Annotated in this window: 18 protein-coding genes, 2 tRNA genes and 1 other RNA gene; 8 read left to right on the top strand and 13 right to left on the bottom strand. The window is 67.6% G+C overall.

The genetic code is table 11. The features are described from left to right. Positions 1 to 18: 18 nt before the first annotated feature. The gene (locus GST15_RS00500) at positions 19 to 1857 is read right to left on the bottom strand and encodes an ArnT family glycosyltransferase (protein WP_199268685.1); all 1839 of its coding nucleotides are present in this window, start codon (positions 1855 to 1857) and stop codon (positions 19 to 21) included. A gap of 162 nt (positions 1858 to 2019) precedes the next feature. Between GST15_RS00500 and GST15_RS00505 the strand changes: the two genes are divergently transcribed. From GST15_RS00505 to GST15_RS00520, 4 genes are read left to right on the top strand one after another with little or no spacing between them, the layout of a single operon-like run. Then, positions 2020 to 2973, top strand: coding sequence for an AAA family ATPase (locus GST15_RS00505; RefSeq protein ID WP_325064759.1), 954 nt, complete (start codon positions 2020 to 2022; stop codon positions 2971 to 2973). Positions 2974 to 2975: 2 nt separating this feature from the next. Then, positions 2976 to 3938 carry a DUF58 domain-containing protein gene (locus GST15_RS00510; protein ID WP_159015296.1) on the top strand — a complete coding sequence of 321 codons (963 nt, stop codon included), beginning with the start codon at positions 2976 to 2978 and terminating at the stop codon, positions 3936 to 3938. Positions 3939 to 3940: 2 nt separating this feature from the next. Continuing rightward, on the top strand, positions 3941 to 5893 hold the full coding sequence (locus GST15_RS00515; RefSeq protein WP_159015297.1) for a transglutaminase TgpA family protein: 1953 nt from the start codon (positions 3941 to 3943) through the stop codon (positions 5891 to 5893). Between the two features lie 29 nt (positions 5894 to 5922). Continuing rightward, positions 5923 to 6423, top strand: coding sequence for a Slp family lipoprotein (locus GST15_RS00520; protein WP_159015298.1), 501 nt, complete (start codon positions 5923 to 5925; stop codon positions 6421 to 6423). Between the two features lie 69 nt (positions 6424 to 6492). Here GST15_RS00520 and GST15_RS00525 read toward each other — a convergent pair whose 3' ends face one another. The 4 genes from GST15_RS00525 to dnaX are packed head-to-tail and all read right to left on the bottom strand — an operon-like array spanning position 6493 to position 9543. Then, complete coding sequence (locus GST15_RS00525) at positions 6493 to 6846, bottom strand: histidine triad nucleotide-binding protein (RefSeq protein ID WP_159015299.1); 354 nt, start codon at positions 6844 to 6846, stop codon at positions 6493 to 6495. Between the two features lie 22 nt (positions 6847 to 6868). Beyond that, complete coding sequence (recR, locus tag GST15_RS00530; RefSeq protein ID WP_159015300.1) at positions 6869 to 7468, bottom strand: recombination mediator RecR; 600 nt, start codon at positions 7466 to 7468, stop codon at positions 6869 to 6871. A 36-nt stretch (positions 7469 to 7504) separates the two neighbouring features. Next, positions 7505 to 7825, bottom strand: a complete 321-nt coding sequence (locus GST15_RS00535; protein WP_159015301.1) for a YbaB/EbfC family nucleoid-associated protein — start codon at positions 7823 to 7825, stop codon at positions 7505 to 7507. A 56-nt stretch (positions 7826 to 7881) separates the two neighbouring features. Beyond that, the gene (gene dnaX / locus GST15_RS00540) at positions 7882 to 9543 is read right to left on the bottom strand and encodes a DNA polymerase III subunit gamma/tau (RefSeq protein WP_159015302.1); all 1662 of its coding nucleotides are present in this window, start codon (positions 9541 to 9543) and stop codon (positions 7882 to 7884) included. 233 nt (positions 9544 to 9776) lie between these two features. Here dnaX and GST15_RS00545 point away from each other — a divergent pair. Further along, positions 9777 to 9869, top strand: a tRNA-Ser gene (locus GST15_RS00545). A gap of 33 nt (positions 9870 to 9902) precedes the next feature. Then, positions 9903 to 9999: signal recognition particle sRNA small type (gene ffs / locus GST15_RS00550), an RNA gene on the top strand. A 150-nt stretch (positions 10000 to 10149) separates the two neighbouring features. On the opposite strand, the gene GST15_RS00555 is transcribed toward ffs, so the two are convergent. The 6 genes from GST15_RS00555 to GST15_RS00580 are packed head-to-tail and all read right to left on the bottom strand — an operon-like array spanning position 10150 to position 13900. Further along, positions 10150 to 10614, bottom strand: coding sequence for a molybdenum cofactor biosynthesis protein MoaE (locus GST15_RS00555; RefSeq protein ID WP_159015303.1), 465 nt, complete (start codon positions 10612 to 10614; stop codon positions 10150 to 10152). Beyond that, positions 10571 to 10813 (bottom strand): molybdopterin converting factor subunit 1, encoded by a 243-nt coding sequence (moaD, locus tag GST15_RS00560; RefSeq protein ID WP_159015304.1) that lies wholly within the window; start codon positions 10811 to 10813, stop codon positions 10571 to 10573. Before moaD ends, GST15_RS00555 begins: the two co-directional genes overlap by 44 nt. Continuing rightward, positions 10810 to 11304 (bottom strand): cyclic pyranopterin monophosphate synthase MoaC, encoded by a 495-nt coding sequence (gene moaC / locus GST15_RS00565; protein ID WP_159015305.1) that lies wholly within the window; start codon positions 11302 to 11304, stop codon positions 10810 to 10812. Before moaC ends, moaD begins: the two co-directional genes overlap by 4 nt. Beyond that, on the bottom strand, positions 11305 to 12342 hold the full coding sequence (gene moaA / locus GST15_RS00570) for a GTP 3',8-cyclase MoaA (protein ID WP_233263002.1): 1038 nt from the start codon (positions 12340 to 12342) through the stop codon (positions 11305 to 11307). A 23-nt stretch (positions 12343 to 12365) separates the two neighbouring features. Continuing rightward, positions 12366 to 13121 carry an MBL fold metallo-hydrolase gene (locus GST15_RS00575; RefSeq protein WP_159015307.1) on the bottom strand — a complete coding sequence of 252 codons (756 nt, stop codon included), beginning with the start codon at positions 13119 to 13121 and terminating at the stop codon, positions 12366 to 12368. Next, the gene (locus tag GST15_RS00580; protein ID WP_159015308.1) at positions 13121 to 13900 is read right to left on the bottom strand and encodes a 3-deoxy-D-manno-octulosonic acid kinase; all 780 of its coding nucleotides are present in this window, start codon (positions 13898 to 13900) and stop codon (positions 13121 to 13123) included. Before GST15_RS00580 ends, GST15_RS00575 begins: the two co-directional genes overlap by 1 nt. A gap of 66 nt (positions 13901 to 13966) precedes the next feature. Here GST15_RS00580 and GST15_RS00585 point away from each other — a divergent pair, with 66 nt between their 5' ends. Next, positions 13967 to 14998: a glycosyltransferase family 9 protein gene (locus GST15_RS00585; RefSeq protein WP_233263003.1), complete on the top strand. Its 1032-nt coding sequence runs from the start codon at positions 13967 to 13969 to the stop codon at positions 14996 to 14998. Here the strand turns inward: GST15_RS00585 and GST15_RS00590 are convergent, their stop codons facing one another. Both GST15_RS00590 and GST15_RS00595 read right to left on the bottom strand, forming a co-directional pair. After that, complete coding sequence (locus GST15_RS00590; RefSeq protein WP_159015310.1) at positions 14999 to 15400, bottom strand: DUF6165 family protein; 402 nt, start codon at positions 15398 to 15400, stop codon at positions 14999 to 15001. It lies immediately after the preceding gene. A gap of 133 nt (positions 15401 to 15533) precedes the next feature. Continuing rightward, positions 15534 to 15623 (bottom strand) — tRNA-Ser (locus GST15_RS00595). A gap of 201 nt (positions 15624 to 15824) precedes the next feature. On the opposite strand from GST15_RS00595, the gene GST15_RS00600 reads away from it, so the two are divergent. Next, entirely contained in the window at positions 15825 to 16529 is a 705-nt protein-coding gene (locus GST15_RS00600) for a PP2C family protein-serine/threonine phosphatase (RefSeq protein ID WP_159015311.1), read from the top strand. Positions 16530 to 16532: the final 3 nt, after the last annotated feature.

Consider the following 16532-nt stretch of genomic DNA (forward strand, 5'->3'; position numbering starts at 1 on the left):
GCATTGCGCGGTGTGCAGTCAGCGGATGGTGATCGGCTCCTCGCTCCAATCCTCGACACTGCCGTCGCGCCCGAACAGCCGCAGGCCCAGCCAATGGCGCCCGGCGGGGACCGACCGGACGTTGACCTGCGCCTGGAAACCCACATTTGGCTGCTGCGGATCGGTCGACTGCTTCCAGAAGATCGCGACGCCCGGATTGGCCAGGCCGTACTGCGCCTTGGCAACGGGCAAGCCGTCGAGCATCACGATGACCTGCCGCAACCCGACGCCATCCTTGAATGCCCATCCGGAAACATCGAAGGAGCGTCCAACCTTCGTGCCTGCCGCGGGCTGGTCCACCCAAGCCATCGCCGGCGCGGTGCATGGACCCGACGCACGCTTTCGACCCAATGCGAACAGCAGGAAGCGCTGGCTGCCGTGATCCACGTTGACCACGCGGGGCCGCGGCAGGGGACCGACCCGTTCGCACAGCGCGTGATATTGCTCCAGCAGGTTCTTGTATTCGACTTCCGACGCGCCGACCACCAGCAGCACGGGGCGCGCGCCAAGCTCGGATCGGTCGTCGACCCTCAGCCCCCACAACTTCAACTGCGGCGCACGACCGTGTTTGCGGTTCAGCGGATGTGGAAGGACGGCAATCTGCGGATCGTCGAGCGCAAAGCCGAGCTCCGCTCCATCCTTGAAATTGTCGGCAACCAGCCGGGTGTCCGCCGGCATCGTCGACTGCAGCTTGCGAACCGACGTTGCGAGCGAGTCCCATCCGGCGAAGTTCTTCGGATACCACTTGTCGGCGGCCGTCTGCGCCCGCAGCGACGGCACTGAAACCGCGGCGTAGTACCCGAGCATGCCGATGAGGCCCGCTGCCGCCATGGCGACCGTCGCCGACCGCAACCACCGTGGCCATGCCAGCAACAGTCCCGGCAGCAACGGCAGCAGCGCGACGTACCCGGGCAATGGCCAGTGGAAGCTGACCCGCTCGGTGTCGGCAAAGAATCCGAGGACGAAGAATCCAACAACCACCAGCGCGCCAAGCCAGGCGAAGTAGCGATGTACCAGGTTGTGGTCGCGGCGATGCACCCATACGGCCGACGCCAGCGCGGCGAACAGCAGCGGGGTCACCAGCAGCGCCTGGATCAGCACGAACCAGATACCGTCCGCGTGGAATGCCCACGGATGGCGATCGAGCAACTGGAAGCGCAGGCCGGCCTCCGCATTGCCCAGGTTCCATGCGAGCAGCGGTGTCCAGGCGGCGGCGCCGAAGGCAATGGAAACCAGTACGCGGGCATCGCGCAGCGCCGCGCGCCCCTGCGGGATCAGCAGCAACGCCATCAGGCCAACGCCAATCACGGCGATGAACCGGTAGTGGCTGAGTGCGCCGATCGCAAGCCCTGCGCCGAGTTCGAGCGCCGCCGTCGCCGTCACGCCTCGCAGGAGTCGCGATCCGGCGTCCATGCACAACAGCGTGGCGAATGTCATGGCCGCATCCGGCACCGCAAGCACGCCCAGCGTTCCGGCCAGGGGCAGCAGCATCGTGAACAGCCCCGCCATCCAGCCCTGCGCCGCCCCGAACTCGCGGGCGGTGATTCGCGCGACCAGCCAGGGCAGGCAGGCGGCAATCGCCAGGAAGGGCGCGCGCAGCGCCAGCGGATGGTTGCCGCCCAGCTCCACGCCCAGGCGGGTCAGCCACGCCGTCATCCCCGGCAGGTCGGAATAGGCCCACGCGAGGTGCTGGCCTTCCTGCCAGTAGAACGCCTCGTCGACGAACAGCGGCAAGCGCGCGGCCACCAGCAACTTGATGAGCGTCAGCAACACCCAGACGCCTGTGAACCAGCGCATCGCCCGGACTTCGTCCCGCAGGTCCTCTTGCCTCGCTACACTCATGGATGACACCTTCAAGGCAACAGCAGGCAGGGCGTCGATCACCCTCCCCTGGTCTGTCTGGTTGCACCCTGTAAGAGGGTGGAGTGACAGGAATCGTTCCTTCCAGCAACAGATCCCGGCGCACATCGCGAGGACCGCATGTCAGCAACCCCCGTGGCAGCCAGCATGCTAACCGACGATTCACGCGAGCTCCTCAAGCGTGCGCTGGCGCAGGTCAACACACTGGTACTCGGAAAACCGCAGGAAGTGCGGCTGGCCTTCGTCGCGCTGCTATCCGGCGGGCACCTGCTGATCGAAGACCTCCCCGGCCTGGGCAAGACCACGCTTGCGCATGCATTGGCTGCGACGCTTGGGCTTGGATTCCAGCGCGTGCAGTTCACTTCGGATCTCCTGCCGTCCGACATCGTCGGCGTGTCGGTGTTCGATGCGCAGGCGCGCCGGTTTGAATTCCACCCCGGTCCGATCTTCGCGCACGTCCTGCTGGCCGACGAAATCAACCGCGCCCCACCGCGCACGCAAAGCGCATTGCTCGAAGCGATGGCCGAGCACCAGGTCACCGTCGACAGCCACACGCATCCGCTGCCCGATCCGTTTTTCGTCATCGCCACGCAGAACCCGGTCGATCTTGCCGGCACCTACCCGCTGCCGGATTCCCAACTCGATCGCTTCCTGCTGCGGCTGACCCTGGGCTATCCCGACGAGGATGCCGAGCGTGCACTGCTGTCGGGCAGCGACCGTCGCGACCTGATCGCGCAGGCAACGCCGTTGCTGGGCGCGGCCGAAGTCCTCGCGATGCGTCGCGCCGTCAACGAGGTGCATGCCAGCAGTGCATTGATCGGTTACGTGCAGGCCCTGATGACCCGCAGCCGCCAGCATCCCGGCGTGCGCGTGGGCCTGTCGCCGCGCGCCGGAATCGCGTTGCTGCGCGCGGCCCGCGCCTACGCGTTGCTGCTCGGTCGCAACCACGTCCTGCCGGAAGACGTGCAGGCCCTGTTTGCAGCGGTTGCGGCGCATCGGCTGGTGGCCGACAGCGACGCCGGCGGCCATGCATCGCTGGCCAAGTCCATCCTGCACGCGGTGCCGGTCGACTGAAGATGGTCGCAGTACCAAGGCCAGCCCTGCGCCAGCGCCTGTTGTCCTGGACGCGACCGCGCGCGCCGGAAAGCCTGCCCGTTCGACTGGACCGTCGTCGCGTCTACATCCTGCCCACGGGTTTCGGCCTGTTCTTTTCGCTGCTGTTGCTGGCGATGTGGGTTGGCGCCCTCAACTACAACAACAATCCAGCCCTGCTGCTGTGCCTGCTGCTCGCCGGCGCGGCCAACACCAGCCTGCTGGCGGCGCACCTGCAGCTGACGGGACTGCGCATCGTCGCCATCTCCGCCGACCCCGTGCCTGCCGGCGCCACGCTGGAGATGCGCCTGCATGTGCGTGCCGATCCGGGTCGGCAGCGCCGCGGGCTGCATGTGGACGTCGATGCCGCCACTGCAAACCTGTCGCTGGTCGACGCCCATGGCCAGGCGATGTTGTCGCTGCCCACGCAGCGACGTGGGTGGCTCGAGCCCGGCCGGATCCGCATCTGGACGACGCGCCCGCTTGGCCTGGCCCGTGCGTGGGCATACGTCTGGCCCGACGCGCCGTTGCTGGTCTATCCGGCACCCGAGCTCCACGGCCCCGCCCTGCCTGAAGGCACGGGCACGGCCGCGCGGGCGCGACTGCAGGCCAGTGGCGACGACGTGCACCACCTGCGCACCTACCGCCGCGGCGACGCGCGCCGCGCGATCGCCTGGAAGCCGTCGGCGCGCCGCGATGCCCTGCTCGTGCGCGAATTCGAGCAGCCGCTCGGCGCCGACATCGTGCTGGACTGGCAGCAGCTCCCGATGCCGGATGCCGAAGCCCGCATCCGCCGGCTTGCGCGCTGGGTCGACGAGGCCGAGCGCGACGGTCGTCGCTACGCATTGCGCCTTCCGGGCCATTCCCCGATTGGACCAGGGTCCGGTGCAGCGCATCGGCACGCCTGCCTGCGCGCGCTGGCCTTGCTGCCGGCGCAAGGCGGCTGATGATGCCGGCGCGCGGTCTGCCGCTGGATCCACGCAGCCGCGCCTGGGCGCTGCTGGCGGCTGCCACCTGCCTGCTGCCCTTGCTGCTGCAACTGCCGCCGGAACTGGGCATCGGCATGGCCGTCGCGACGGCGCTGGTCGCAGTCGCTTCCTGGCGACGCCCATTGCCGCTGGCGATGCGATTGCTGTTGCCGCTGGTCCTTGTCGCCGCAGTGCTGTCGCGCTCGCATTTCGCATTCGGGCGCGACACGGCCTGCGCATTGCTGGCGGCGATGCTGGCGATCAAGCCCGCGGAAACCTTCACCCTGCGCGACGGGCGCAGCCTGCTCGGATTCGCGTTGTTCGCGCCATTCGCGACCTTCCTGCTCGACCAGGGTCCTGTGTCACTGGCACTGGGCCTGGTCGGCTCGGTCCTCGCCCTGGCTGCATTGGGGCGCCTGGCCGAACTGGAATCCGGCGACACCGGCCATCCCCTGCCACCGTGGCGCCGGATGGCCGCGGTGCTGAAGCTGATGGCGATCGGCCTGCCGCTGGCACTGGCCGTGTTCTGGCTGTTCCCGCGACTGGCGACGCCGCTCTGGGGCACGCCACAACGCGCCATGGCGCGCCCTGGCCTGTCGGACCACATGGCGCCGGGACAGTGGATCGACCTGCTCACCGACGACACGACAGCCTTGCGCGTCCAGTTTTCAGGCGCGACGCCGCCCACGTCGCAGATGTACTGGCGTGGTCCGGTGCTGTCGAACTTCGATGGCCGCACCTGGACGCAGGCGCGCTGGTTGCAGGGGATTCCGGCCGCCCCTGTCCGCCCGGGCCCGACACGCTGGGACTACACGCTCGAAGTCGAACCGACCGACGGCCGCCAACTGGTCGCGCTGGAACTGCCAACCAGCATTCCCGACGGAACGCAGCTGTCGCTGGACTATGGCCTTTACGCCCGGCAACCGCTGACGACGGTGACGCATTGGCGCATGCACTCGGCGCCCCCGGCGGCGTTCGAGCCGCAACTCCGGCGGACGCTGCGTGCCATGGCGCTGGCCCTGCCCGCCGGCTACAACCCGCGCACGCTCGCGCTGGCACGCCAGTGGCGAAGCCAGGACGGAAACAATGATGCCGCCATCGTGCAGCGCGCCCTGCGCCTGTTCCACGACAGCTTCGGCTACACGCTGGCCACTCCACTGGCTGGTCGCAATTCGGTCGACGAATTCCTGTTCGAGCAGAAGGAAGGATTCTGCGAACACTTCAGCTCGGCCTTCGTGGTGCTGATGCGCGCGGCAGGCATCCCGGCGCGCGTGGTCACCGGCTACGTTGGCGGTTACCGCAATCCGATCGGCCAGTACTGGCAGGTGCGACGCTCGGACGCCCACGCCTGGGCCGAGGTCTGGATGGCGGGCCGCGGGTGGGTGCGGGTGGATCCGACGGCGGCGGTGGCGCCCGAGCGCATCTACGACACGCTGGCCGATCGTGCGCCAGGCGCCGAGGGCTTGCTGGGTGCATGGCTGCCGACGCCGGTGTTCAACGCGAGCGACTGGCTGCGGCGCGGCTGGAACGATTTCGCCCTGGGCTTCGACGCCATCCACCAGCGCCAGCTGCTGCAACCCCTGGGCCTGGACGAACTCGACTCGGGCCGACTCGTCGCCCTGTTCTGCACCGCCGTGGCGCTGGCGCTGTTCTGGATGGCCTGGCTGACCGCCCGCGCGGAGCACGAACCGGATCCGGTCCTGCGTGCATGGCATCGACTGGACGCCCGCTATGCGCGCATCGGCCTTGGACGCGAATCGCACGAGCCGGCTGCCGACTGGGCTGAACGGGTCAGCCTGGCGGACGCGACAGCCGCTGGACAGCTGCGCCAGCTAAGCTGGCGTTTCAATTCCTGGCGTTACGCTGGACGAGAACCGGGACGCGAGGCCAGTGCGCTGATCAAGGCCCTGGATCGCCACCGGCCCGGTCGTTGACCACACGGTTGCATCCTTCGGAGCCGCCAATGAACATCCCGACTGCACGTTTGCGTCTCGCCGCCCTGGCACTGGCGACCGCGCTGCTTTCCGCATGCGTTTCGCAACCACGGCCGTTGCAGGGGCAATTCGCCACCATCACGCCACGCCAGGCGATCGATCACGACAGCACCGGCGCCACGGTGCGCTGGGGTGGCCGCATCGTGTCGGTCGAACCGGGCGAGAACCGCACCTGTTTCGAGATGCTGGCGACGCGGCTGGATACCACCGGTCGGCCCTCCTGGGCGACGGACGAGGTCGGTGGACGCTTCATCGCATGTCGCACCGGTTTCTATGATCCTGCATTGTTCGAGAAGAACCGCGAGGTCACCTTCACCGGCCGTATCGACGGCTACGAGAACCGGCGCATCGGCGGCTACGACTACCGCTTCCCGCATGTCGCGGCCGATGTCGTCTACCTGTGGCCGGTACGCGAGCGGGTGAACGTAATCACGCGTCCGTCGCCGTGGCCGTGGTGGGGCTGGTGGTAAGCGCTGCGGAAACCTCGCAAGGCGGCTGAATGATGGACCCGCCGATTGCGGGAACGCGATCGGCCGCGATCAGCCCCGCGCGCCGAAGTGACCCAGCGGCGCACCGGCAAGCAGGTGCAGGTGCAGCTGGAAGACGGTCTGTCCGCCATCACGGTTGCAGTTCATGACGATGCGGTAGCCGTCCGCGGCGAAGCCTTCCCGACGTGCGTAGTGCGTTGCCGCCAGCACGAGTTTCCCCATCAGTCCGGCCTGCGCGCCTGTCAGGTCGTTGAGCGTGGCGATCGGCGTTTTCGGCACGAACAGCACGTGCACCGGCGCCTGCGGGGCGACGTCGCGAAACCCGATCACGTCGTCGTCCTCGAACACGATGTCGGCCGGAATCTCGCGCCGGATGATCTTTCCGAAGATGGTGTCGTCCTGCATCTGGATTCCTCTCCCGCGTGGGTTACTGCGGCATTTCGCTGCGGCTGCCGAAGGCATGCGACAGCGTGCCGCGATCGACGTACTCCAGCTCCCCGCCCAGTGGCACGCCGTGCGTCAGCCGACTGGGCTTGACGCGATGCTGGCGCGCCAGTTGCGCGAGGTAGTGGGCCGTCGCCTCGCCTTCGACCGTGGGGTTGGTCGCGATGATCAGTTCCTGCACTTCGCCCTCGGCCATGCGCGCGGACAGCTGGTCCAGGCCGAGTTCGCGCGGGCCGATGCCATCCAGCGGACTCAGCCGGCCCTGCAGCACGAAGTACAGCCCGCGAAAGCCCGTTGCCTGCTCGATCGCCAATCGGTCCGCGGGTGACTCGACCACGCACAACAGCTGCCTGTCACGACTGCCGCTGGTGCAGGTCGCACAGCGGGCGTTTTCGCTGAAGTCACGGCAGCGATCGCAGTTCCCGATCTTGTCCACGGCCTCGCCCAGCGCCAGTGCCAGGCGCCTGCCACCTTCGCGCTCGCGTTCGAGCATGTGATAGGCCATGCGCTGCGCGGTCTTCTGGCCGACGCCCGGAAGCACGCGGAAGGCTTCGATCAATTGTTCGAGCAGTGACGAGGACATCGTGTCAGCCGGCCCGCAGGCCCCTGTCCGGGCGCATCAGAACGGCAGCTTCAGGCCGGGCGGCATCGGCATGCCGGCGGTCGCTGCTCCCATCTTTTCCTGGGAGATCGCATTGGCCTTGGCCACGGCGTCGTTGAAGGCGGCGGCGATCAGGTCTTCGGCCATTTCAGGATCGGTGAGCACGCTGGGATCCACGCGCACCTTGCGGCATTCCATCTTCCCGCTGAGGGTCACGGTGACCATGCCGCCACCGGCGCTGCCGGTGACTTCCGCGCTGGCGAGCTCTTCCTGCACGCGCTGCATGTTTTCCTGCATCTTCTGCGCTTGCTGCATGAGTTGGGCGATGTTTCCGCGCATGCTGTCTAGTTCCTCGATTTGGGCGCGCACGATGCTGCGCGCAAAGGTGAAGCCGGTCAGTCGTCCAGCGGCCGGATCGAATCCGGCACGACGGCCGCGCCATGCTGGTTGATGAGCTGCTGCACGCCGGCGTCGGCCATGAAGGCCGACTCCGCCTGCGACTGTCGCGCATCCTGCGCGCGCGAACTGCGCTGGTGCAGCGTTTCCGCGCTGGTCGCGGTGGATTCGAACCGGATCTGCGGGATTCCACCCAGGGCCGGTGCAAGCGATTCGGCAAGTTGCCTGGTCAGGTTCGGCGCCTGCAGGTGCTCGTCCAGCGGCGACAGCGACAAACGCAACACGCCATCGGCATAGCCGACAAAACCCGCATGCACGGCGAGTTCGCGCGCCGGCCCGCGCAGGCTGCCATCGGCGACGAGGCCCAGCCAACGTTCGGCGTCCATGTCGCCGCCAGCGCGAGGCGCGGCTTCCACGACCGGCACCGCGATTGCCGGGGCTGGCACCGCTGGGCGCGCAACGGGTGCTGGTGGCTTGGCGGCGGCCTGTGGTGCATCCAGCGCTGCCCTGGCCGCCGACGCCGACGCCACCCGTGGGGTCTTGTCGGATGCGGTCGGCTGCGTGGCTTGATGCGACGGGCGAAACGCCAGCATGCGCAACATCGCCATCTCGAATCCGGCGCGCGCGCTGGGCGCAAACGACAGGTCGCGGCGGGCATTGAGCGCCATCTGGTACCAGAGCTGCACGAGTTCGGGACGCAGCTGCGTCGCCAGCGCATCCACATCCACCGCATCGCCATCGACCTGGATGTCGGGAACCAGCTGCTTCACCTGCACGCGATGCAGGGCATCGGCAAAGGCATCGAGCACGCCGTTCCAGTCGGGCGAGAACTCGGCCAGCGTTGAAATTTCCGCCATCAGCGCGCCACCATCTCCCGCGCCGAGCGCGGACAGCAGCAGGCCGACCCGGCTGCGATCCACCGTGCCCAGCATGGTCGCGACGGCCGAGCCTTCCAGCGCGATCTCGCCACTGGCACCGGTGTAGGCGATCGCCTGGTCGAGCAAGGACAAGCCATCGCGCAGGCTCCCATCGGCGGCCTTGGACAGCTGCCTCACCGCATCGGCGTCGACCGCGATGCCCTCGGCCTGCAGGATCATGTTGATCTGCCCGCCGATCTGCTGCTCGTCCAGGCGCTTGAGATTGAACTGCAGGCAGCGCGACAGCACGGTCACCGGCAGCTTCTGCGGGTCGGTGGTCGCGAGCAGGAACTTCACGTGGCCCGGCGGTTCCTCGAGCGTCTTCAGCAGCGCGTTGAACGCCGCCTTGGACAGCATGTGGACTTCGTCGATCAGGTACACCTTCACCCGGCCGCGCGACGGCATGTATTGCGCGTTCTCGATGACTTCGCGCACGTCGTCGACGCCGGTGTTGGAGGCGGCATCGATCTCGAGCAGGTCGATGAAACGGCCGGCGTCGATATCACGACAGGAGTTGCACTCCCCACAGGGTTCGGCCGAGGTCCCGCGCTCGCAGTTCAGCGACTTGGCGAAGATCCGCGCGATCGTTGTCTTGCCGACGCCGCGGGTACCGGTGAACAGGAAGGCATGGTGGACGCGGCCGGTGTCCAGGGCATTGGTGAGTGCCCGGACGACATGCTCCTGCCCGACCAGTTCGGCAAAACGCTTCGGGCGCCATTTTCGGGCGAGGACGAGATAGGACATGCGGGCATTCTGCCGCGCCGCAGGAATTTTTGCCGCGCCTCGGGCGAATCCGCCTGCGGCTCAGCCCCGACGCGCCGCCGCGCGCCCTGGAAATCGTATCAATGCGCAAAAGTGCCGAATGGGCGTTGCCCCCGCCTTTCGCCATCCCTCGACCCGATTTTCTTGTGGCGCACCCCGGCGGCGGCTAGAATTGCCGGCCCTGAATGCAAGTGTTGCGAGCATTCGGGTCCAGCGGAGAGGTGTCCGAGCGGTTGAAGGAGCACGCCTGGAAAGTGTGTAAGCGTCTAAACCGCGCTTCGGGGGTTCGAATCCCCCTCTCTCCGCCATTGTCGTGCTGTCTGTACGTTCCCATGGTGGCCCCGTTGGCCCCTCGCGACGCCAGGTCGAAAACCCCGCCAGGGCCGGAAGGCAGCAACGGTATCGACTGATGCGGGTGCCGAGGTCAGCCGGCGGGGCCATCGCCCATCTGTTCCGCAACGCGGAACAGATCCCAAAGTTTGCTGCGCAAACCTTGGGCCCCAGGGCCTTTGCCTTCCATCCCTGCCCCTGTCGGGGCGCCCCCTTTGGAAGGGGGCTCGGCATTGCGACTGTCTAACTGGATCGAAACTATTGCGGCGGGTGCAGCCAGGTTGAGTCGCCGTCGGCGTAGCGTTCGTGTTTCCAGATCGGCATATCCGCCTTGATCGCGTCGATGATGAAGCGGCATGCCGCGAATGCGGCATCGCGATGACCGGCTGTCACGCCGACCCACACCGCGAGCTCGCCGATTGCCAGGTCGCCGGTGCGGTGCACGCAATGCGCATCGAGGATGTCGAACTGCTCCAGCGCCTGGGCGAGGATGCGCTCGCCCTCGGTCCTTGCAAGCGCCGCGTAGGCTTCGTAGCGCAACCCATGCACTTGTCGCCCGTCGTTTTCCTCGCGCACCCAGCCCTCGAAGCTCGCGTAGGCGCCGACGCGTGCGTCGAGCAGTTGCGCGCGCAAGGTCGCGGTGTCGAATGGGGTTTCGGACAGGTGGAAGCGCTTCACCTCAGCCACCACTGACCGGGGGGATGAAGGCGATCTCGCTGCCATCGCGCGGCGCATCCTGCCAGCGCGCGAACGCGCCATCGACAGCGACGCGCAGCTGCTCCCTCGCCATCGGGAATCCATGGCGCTGCTGCAATTCGGCATACAGCGCTGCAAGGTCCGCGGCCTGCGTCTGGACCGCTTCCGCATCGATGCGCGCGGCGTCCCGCAAGCTGGCGAAATAGAGCACCGTGGCGTGCGTCACGGCGCGGCCTTGCCGACATCGCGCCTGCCGCCACGCTTGCCGAGCAGGCGCGCCGGGCCGATGACGATTGCGTGCGACAACGCCTTGCACATGTCGTACACCGTCAACGCGGCGACGGTGGCTCCGGTCAGCGCTTCCATCTCGACACCGGTGCGGTGCGTGGTCTTGACCGTGCAGGTGATGTCCAGGTCACGCTCGCCCACCCAGTCGACCGTGAGGCGGCAGCTGTCCACGGGCAGTGGATGGCAGAACGGGATCAGCTCATGCGTGCGCTTCACTGCCATGGTGCCGGCGATGATGGCGGTTTCGACGATGCCGCCCTTGGCCGTCCGCAGGCCCGATGCGCGCAATTGCACTGCGACCGCGGCGGGAAAGCGCACCTTGCAAGCCGCAATGGCCTCGCGCGCCGTCACTGCCTTGCCGGAGACGTCGACCATGGTCGGCATGCCCTTTGGATCCACATGGGTCAAGGTGCGCCTGCGACTGGCCACTCAGCCTCCCACCAGGAACATCTCGACGCGCTTGCCAGATGCTGCACGCGTGCCCCGCAACTCGCTGTAGCGGTCGGCTCGATCCGACCATAGCCCGGCGATGTGCTGCGCCAGCGCCGGCTGGCCTTCGCGCAATGCCGGCCGCAGATCATGCCCCTGCCCTGCGAACAGGCAGGTGTAGAGCTTGCCGTCGGCCGATACACGTGCGCGGTGGCAATCACCACAGAACGGCGTGCTGACCGAACTGACGAATCCGACTTCGCCACCGCCGTCCTCGAATCCGTAGCGCGTCGCCACTTCGCCGCGGTAATGCGGCGCCAGCGGCCGCAGCGGCCAACGCGCATGGATCGCGTCGCGGATCTCCACCGACGGCACGACGCGCGCGGCGCTCCAGCCATTGCACGTGCCCACATCCATGTATTCGATGAAACGCAGCACGTGGCCGCTGCCACGGAAATGCCCGGCAAGCGGCAGGATCTCGCCGTCGTTGATGCCGCGCTGCACGACGCAGTTGAGCTTGATGGCGCCGAAGCCGGCTGCTTCGGCCGCCGCGATTCCCGCCAATGCGTGGCCGACGTCGCCGCGCCCGCCGGACAATTGCCGATACAACACCGGATCCAATGCGTCCAGGCTGACCGTCAGGCGCTGTAGTCCGGCGGTACGCAGCGCGTGGGCCTGGCCCGCCAGCAGCGCGCCATTGGTCGTCAGCGCCAGGTCGTCCAGGCCCGCAATGGATGCGAGCCGCGCGATCAGCTCCGGCAGTCGCCTGCGCAACAGCGGCTCGCCACCGGTCAGGCGCAGCTTGCGCACGCCGACCTGCACGAAGCCGCGCACCAGCGTTTCGATTTCGTCGAAGTCCAGTCGCGATGCCGCATCCAGGCCGTGGTCGTCGGCGATCCGGTCGGCGGGCATGCAATAGGGGCAGCGGAAGTTGCACGCATCGATGACCGACAGCCGAAGGTCGCGCAATGGGCGACCCAGCCGATCGCTGGCCGCTGTCGTCGGTCGCGTGTCGGTCGATGTGACAGCGGCAGCCAAATCGGCGGTGTGGGAAAGCAGGGTCACGTGTGCTCGATGGTCAGGGTGCGTGGTTCGGCCAGCGCGATGCAGTCGCCCTGCCTGGCGACGCGATACCCGCGCGCCGACAAGGCCTCGGCATCGCCACGGCCGTAGTGGTAGAGCAGGCAACGCGCCAGCAGTTGCGGAGGGTATTCGCGCTCGAGATCGTCGATGCCGCTGTGCGATGGGTTGCCGTGCAACGCGCAGTCGTGCGCCACCAGTTCGCCGTCGTCGGCGAATCGTGCCAGCTGCTCGGGAATCGGGCGGGTGTCGCCGGTCCACGCCAGGCTGCCGCGCAGGCGCAGCCCGAACGCGCTGTCGGGCCAGTGATGGCGCACAGGAAAGCATTCCAGGCGCACGCCGTCGTGCCAGAACGCATCACCGACCGGAACCAGCCGGAAGGCATCCCAGAAATTCGCCCCGCCCTCGGCGACGACGTTGGGATAGCTGGCGATGCGCTGCTGCAGCAGCGGCACCAGCGGCGCCGGCACATACAGCCGGGTGTCGTCGCGCCGCGGCTGGGCGAAGTAACCCGCGCCGAACAGTCGTTCCAGGCCGCCCACGTGGTCCAGGTGCGCATGGGTGATGAACAAGGCCCGCGGATACGCGCCGTAATGCGCGACGTAATCCGTGAGTCCCTCGCTGCCGCAATCGATGCCCAGCCACGGCTTGCCGTCGCGCTCGATCGTCGCCATCGCCGATCCGAGCTCGACCGCGGCGGAGTTGCCGACGCCATGGAACCGCAATGACCACATCATCAATACCCTCGCTGCCAGGTCGCATCGTAAGCCTGGCGCAGGCGCGCGTAATCGCGCTGCAACGACGCTGGCGGCGTCGGACCATGCAGCTTGCGCAGGGACCGGTACAGCCGCGCAAGGTTGCCCTCGCGCCATCGCGTCGCGGGAATGCGCAGCCGGCAACGGTCGAAATCGATCAGCCAGCCTTGTCCCGTGGGCCCGAACAGGATGTTGTGCGCGTTGAGGTCGGCGTGGTCGAGGCCGACGCGATGGAAGCGTGCGACCAGGCGTCCGGTTTCCTCCCATGGCGCATCCGAACCGGCCACCAGCGCGCGCTCGGCGAACGAATGCACGCCCTCGAGGCGCTCGAGCAGGATGGCTGCGCGGTAGCCCTGACCCGCACGTCGGTAGCACGCGGCCAGGGGCCTTGGCACCGGCAGACCCATGCCGTGCAACTCCCGGGTCAAACGGAATTCCTCGAAGCTGCGGACGCGGTTCGCGCCTTGCCAGAGGTAGGTATCGCGGCTGACGTGCGCCGCCCAGCCACCGCGAAGGTAGTGGCGAAGCACCATCGCACCATTGGGCGCGTCGATGAACCAGGCGCCGCCGCGACCGCCGACGGCCACCGGACGCGCGTGTTCGCCCCAATACGCAGGCCAGAACCATTCGGGCTCGACTTGCCGCGCGTGCCGGGTATCGAACAGAATCGCCCCGTACCGCTTGCCGTGGCCGCCGTCGCCATGACCTTCCTCTCCATAGCGGAATGGCGTCAGGCTTTCGCTGGCGTCGAATGCGGCCATCCACCGAGTCTAGCAAGCCACGTGAGCAATCCCGTCCGGTACGACCCGCCCTTCCCGACCGGATCGATCTGCCTGTTGCGGCTTTCGGCCCTTGGCGACGTCACCCACGTGCTGCCGCTGGTGCACACGCTGCAGCGGGCGTGGCCGCAGGTGTCGCTGGCCTGGGTCATCGGCACCGCAGAGCACCGATTGCTCGAAGGCCTGCAGGGCGTGCGCTTCATCCCCTATGACAAGCGGACAGGCCTTGCCGGGATGCTGGCGCTGCGCCGGCAACTGAAGGGCGAGCGTTTCGGCGCGCTGTTGCAGATGCAGGTGGCCGCGCGCGCCAACCTGCTCTCCGCGTGCATCCCGGCGCAGCGACGCATCGGCTATGACGCCGCACGGGCAAAGGATCTGCACGGCCTGTTCGTCAACGAGCGCATCCCCGATCGTCCCGGCATCCACGTGCTGGATGCGATCGGCAGTTTCTGCGAGCCGCTTGGACTCAAGCAGACACAGGTGCGGTGGAACCTGCCGGTTCCCGACGCCGCCCGCGACTGGGCCGCGCGGCAATGGACCGGCGACAGGCCGACGCTGGTGATCTCGCCCTGCTCCAGCCATGTCGTCAGGAACTGGCGCGCCGACCGCTACGCGGCGGTCGCCGACCATGCCGCCGCGCAGGGTTGGCGTGTCGTGCTGTGCGGTGGCCGCAGCCAGCTCGAACGCGACACCACCGACGCCATCCTCGCCGCGATGTCCTCCGCGGCGCTGGACCTGGTCGGCAAGGACACGTTGAAGCAACTCCCCGCCCTGCTCGAACGCGCCGACCTGGTGCTGACGCCCGACTCGGGGCCGATGCACATCGCCAATGCCATGGGCACCACGGTGCTGGGGCTGCACGCCGCGAGCAATCCGGCGCGCAGCGGGCCGTATTCGGATCGGCGCTACTGCGTGGATCGCTACGACGACGCCGCGCGCCGGTACCTGGGAAAGCCGGCTGGCGAACTCAGGTGGGGCACCAAGATCGAGCGCGAAGGCGTGATGGACCTGGTGACCGTCGCCGATGCGATCGCGGCATTCGAGCGCTTCAGGCTGCAGCGCGGCCCGACAAGCGGCTGATCAGCGCGCGCTTCCGTAATCCTGGTACGACTTCTCCTCGACATAGGTCGAGCCGAGCGCCAGGTTGATGTCCTTCTTGATGCGCGCCCGCGTGTCGTTCTCGAAATACACGCTGCGCGCAAGCTGCACGAAGGCGTCATCGAACTGCTGCGCCTTTTCCTTGACGCGGATGTCGTCCTCGATGTCCCACAGGCGCTCGTTGACCGCCTTGAGTTGCGCGCGCAGACCGACGACGTCGCCGCCAGCGGCCGGATGCGCCATCCAGATTGCCTCGAGCGCGGAGAGCTCGTGCCGGACATTGGCCAGCTTGGCGCCGTCGGTCATGCGCTCGGACTTGATCTGGAGGATGGAGATCTTGTCCAGCAGTTCGCCGAAGGACACCGGAACGAGGATTTCGGACATCGGATATCCAGTCGACACTGCGGAATGCGGCAGTTTAGCGGCAGCGCGGCCGATATGCCCCATCCGTGCGCGTCGTCGGCAGCAGCGGCCGGGGAACCCGGCGCGATGCGTTGATGGAATCGGTGCAACCGGATGGCGGAGAGGGTGGGATTCGAACCCACGGTGCGCTTACACGCACGCCTGATTTCGAGTCAGGTACATTCGACCACTCTGCCACCTCTCCGAAGGTGTGCTGCATCCCTTCCGGTGGTCCCGGGAAGGGCCGCAGATGATACGGGGGTACGCACCTGACGCACAAGACTGCCGATGTGGCGCCCTGCCTGCGATCGGGAGCCAATCTGTTTGCCTCGCGGCCGCCCGGCCATGAAGATGACGTTCGCTCCACAGAGACACACCACATGACATCACCGGCATTGACCGACCCATGATCGAATTCGGACACCTGACCCATGTCGGCCTGCGGCGCGAGCTGAACGAAGACACCTATTACGGCGACAGCGACCTGGGCCTGTGGCTCGTCGCCGACGGCATGGGTGGCCACGAATATGGTGAAGTCGCCAGTGCGCTGGCGCGCGAGGCCATCGTCCGCGAGATCCGCCAGGGGACCCCGCTACCCCAGGCCATCCGCATCGCCGACGAGGAGATCATCCGTGCGTCGCGGCAGCGCAACGACGCGCTGCCGATGGGCACGACGGTCGTGGCGGCCCGGATCAACGGAAACCGCTTCGAAGTCGCCTGGGTCGGCGACAGCCGGGTCTACCTGTGGCGCGACGGCAAGCTCGCGCAACTGTCGCAGGACCACAGCTATGTGCAGGAACTGATCAGCCAGGGCGCCATCAGCGTCGAACAGGCGCGCAGCCATCCGCACCGCAATGTCGTGACGCAGGCGCTGGGGGTCACCGACCCGCAGAACCTCAACGTCGAGACGCTGTCCGGCGAACTCCAGCCGGGCATGCAGCTGTTGCTGTGCAGCGATGGCCTGACCGAAGAGGTCGACGACAGCGGCATTTCACGCGTGCTGGCCCACGACGAGTGCAGCGCGCAGGAATGCGTCGACGGCCTGGTCGCGGCTGCGCTGGACGGCGGCGGCTCGGACAACGTCACCGTCGTGCTGGTGCGCCGGCACTGAGGT

This window comes from Cognatiluteimonas profundi (genome assembly GCF_009792795.1).
Lineage (GTDB): Bacteria > Pseudomonadota > Gammaproteobacteria > Xanthomonadales > Xanthomonadaceae > Cognatiluteimonas > Cognatiluteimonas profundi.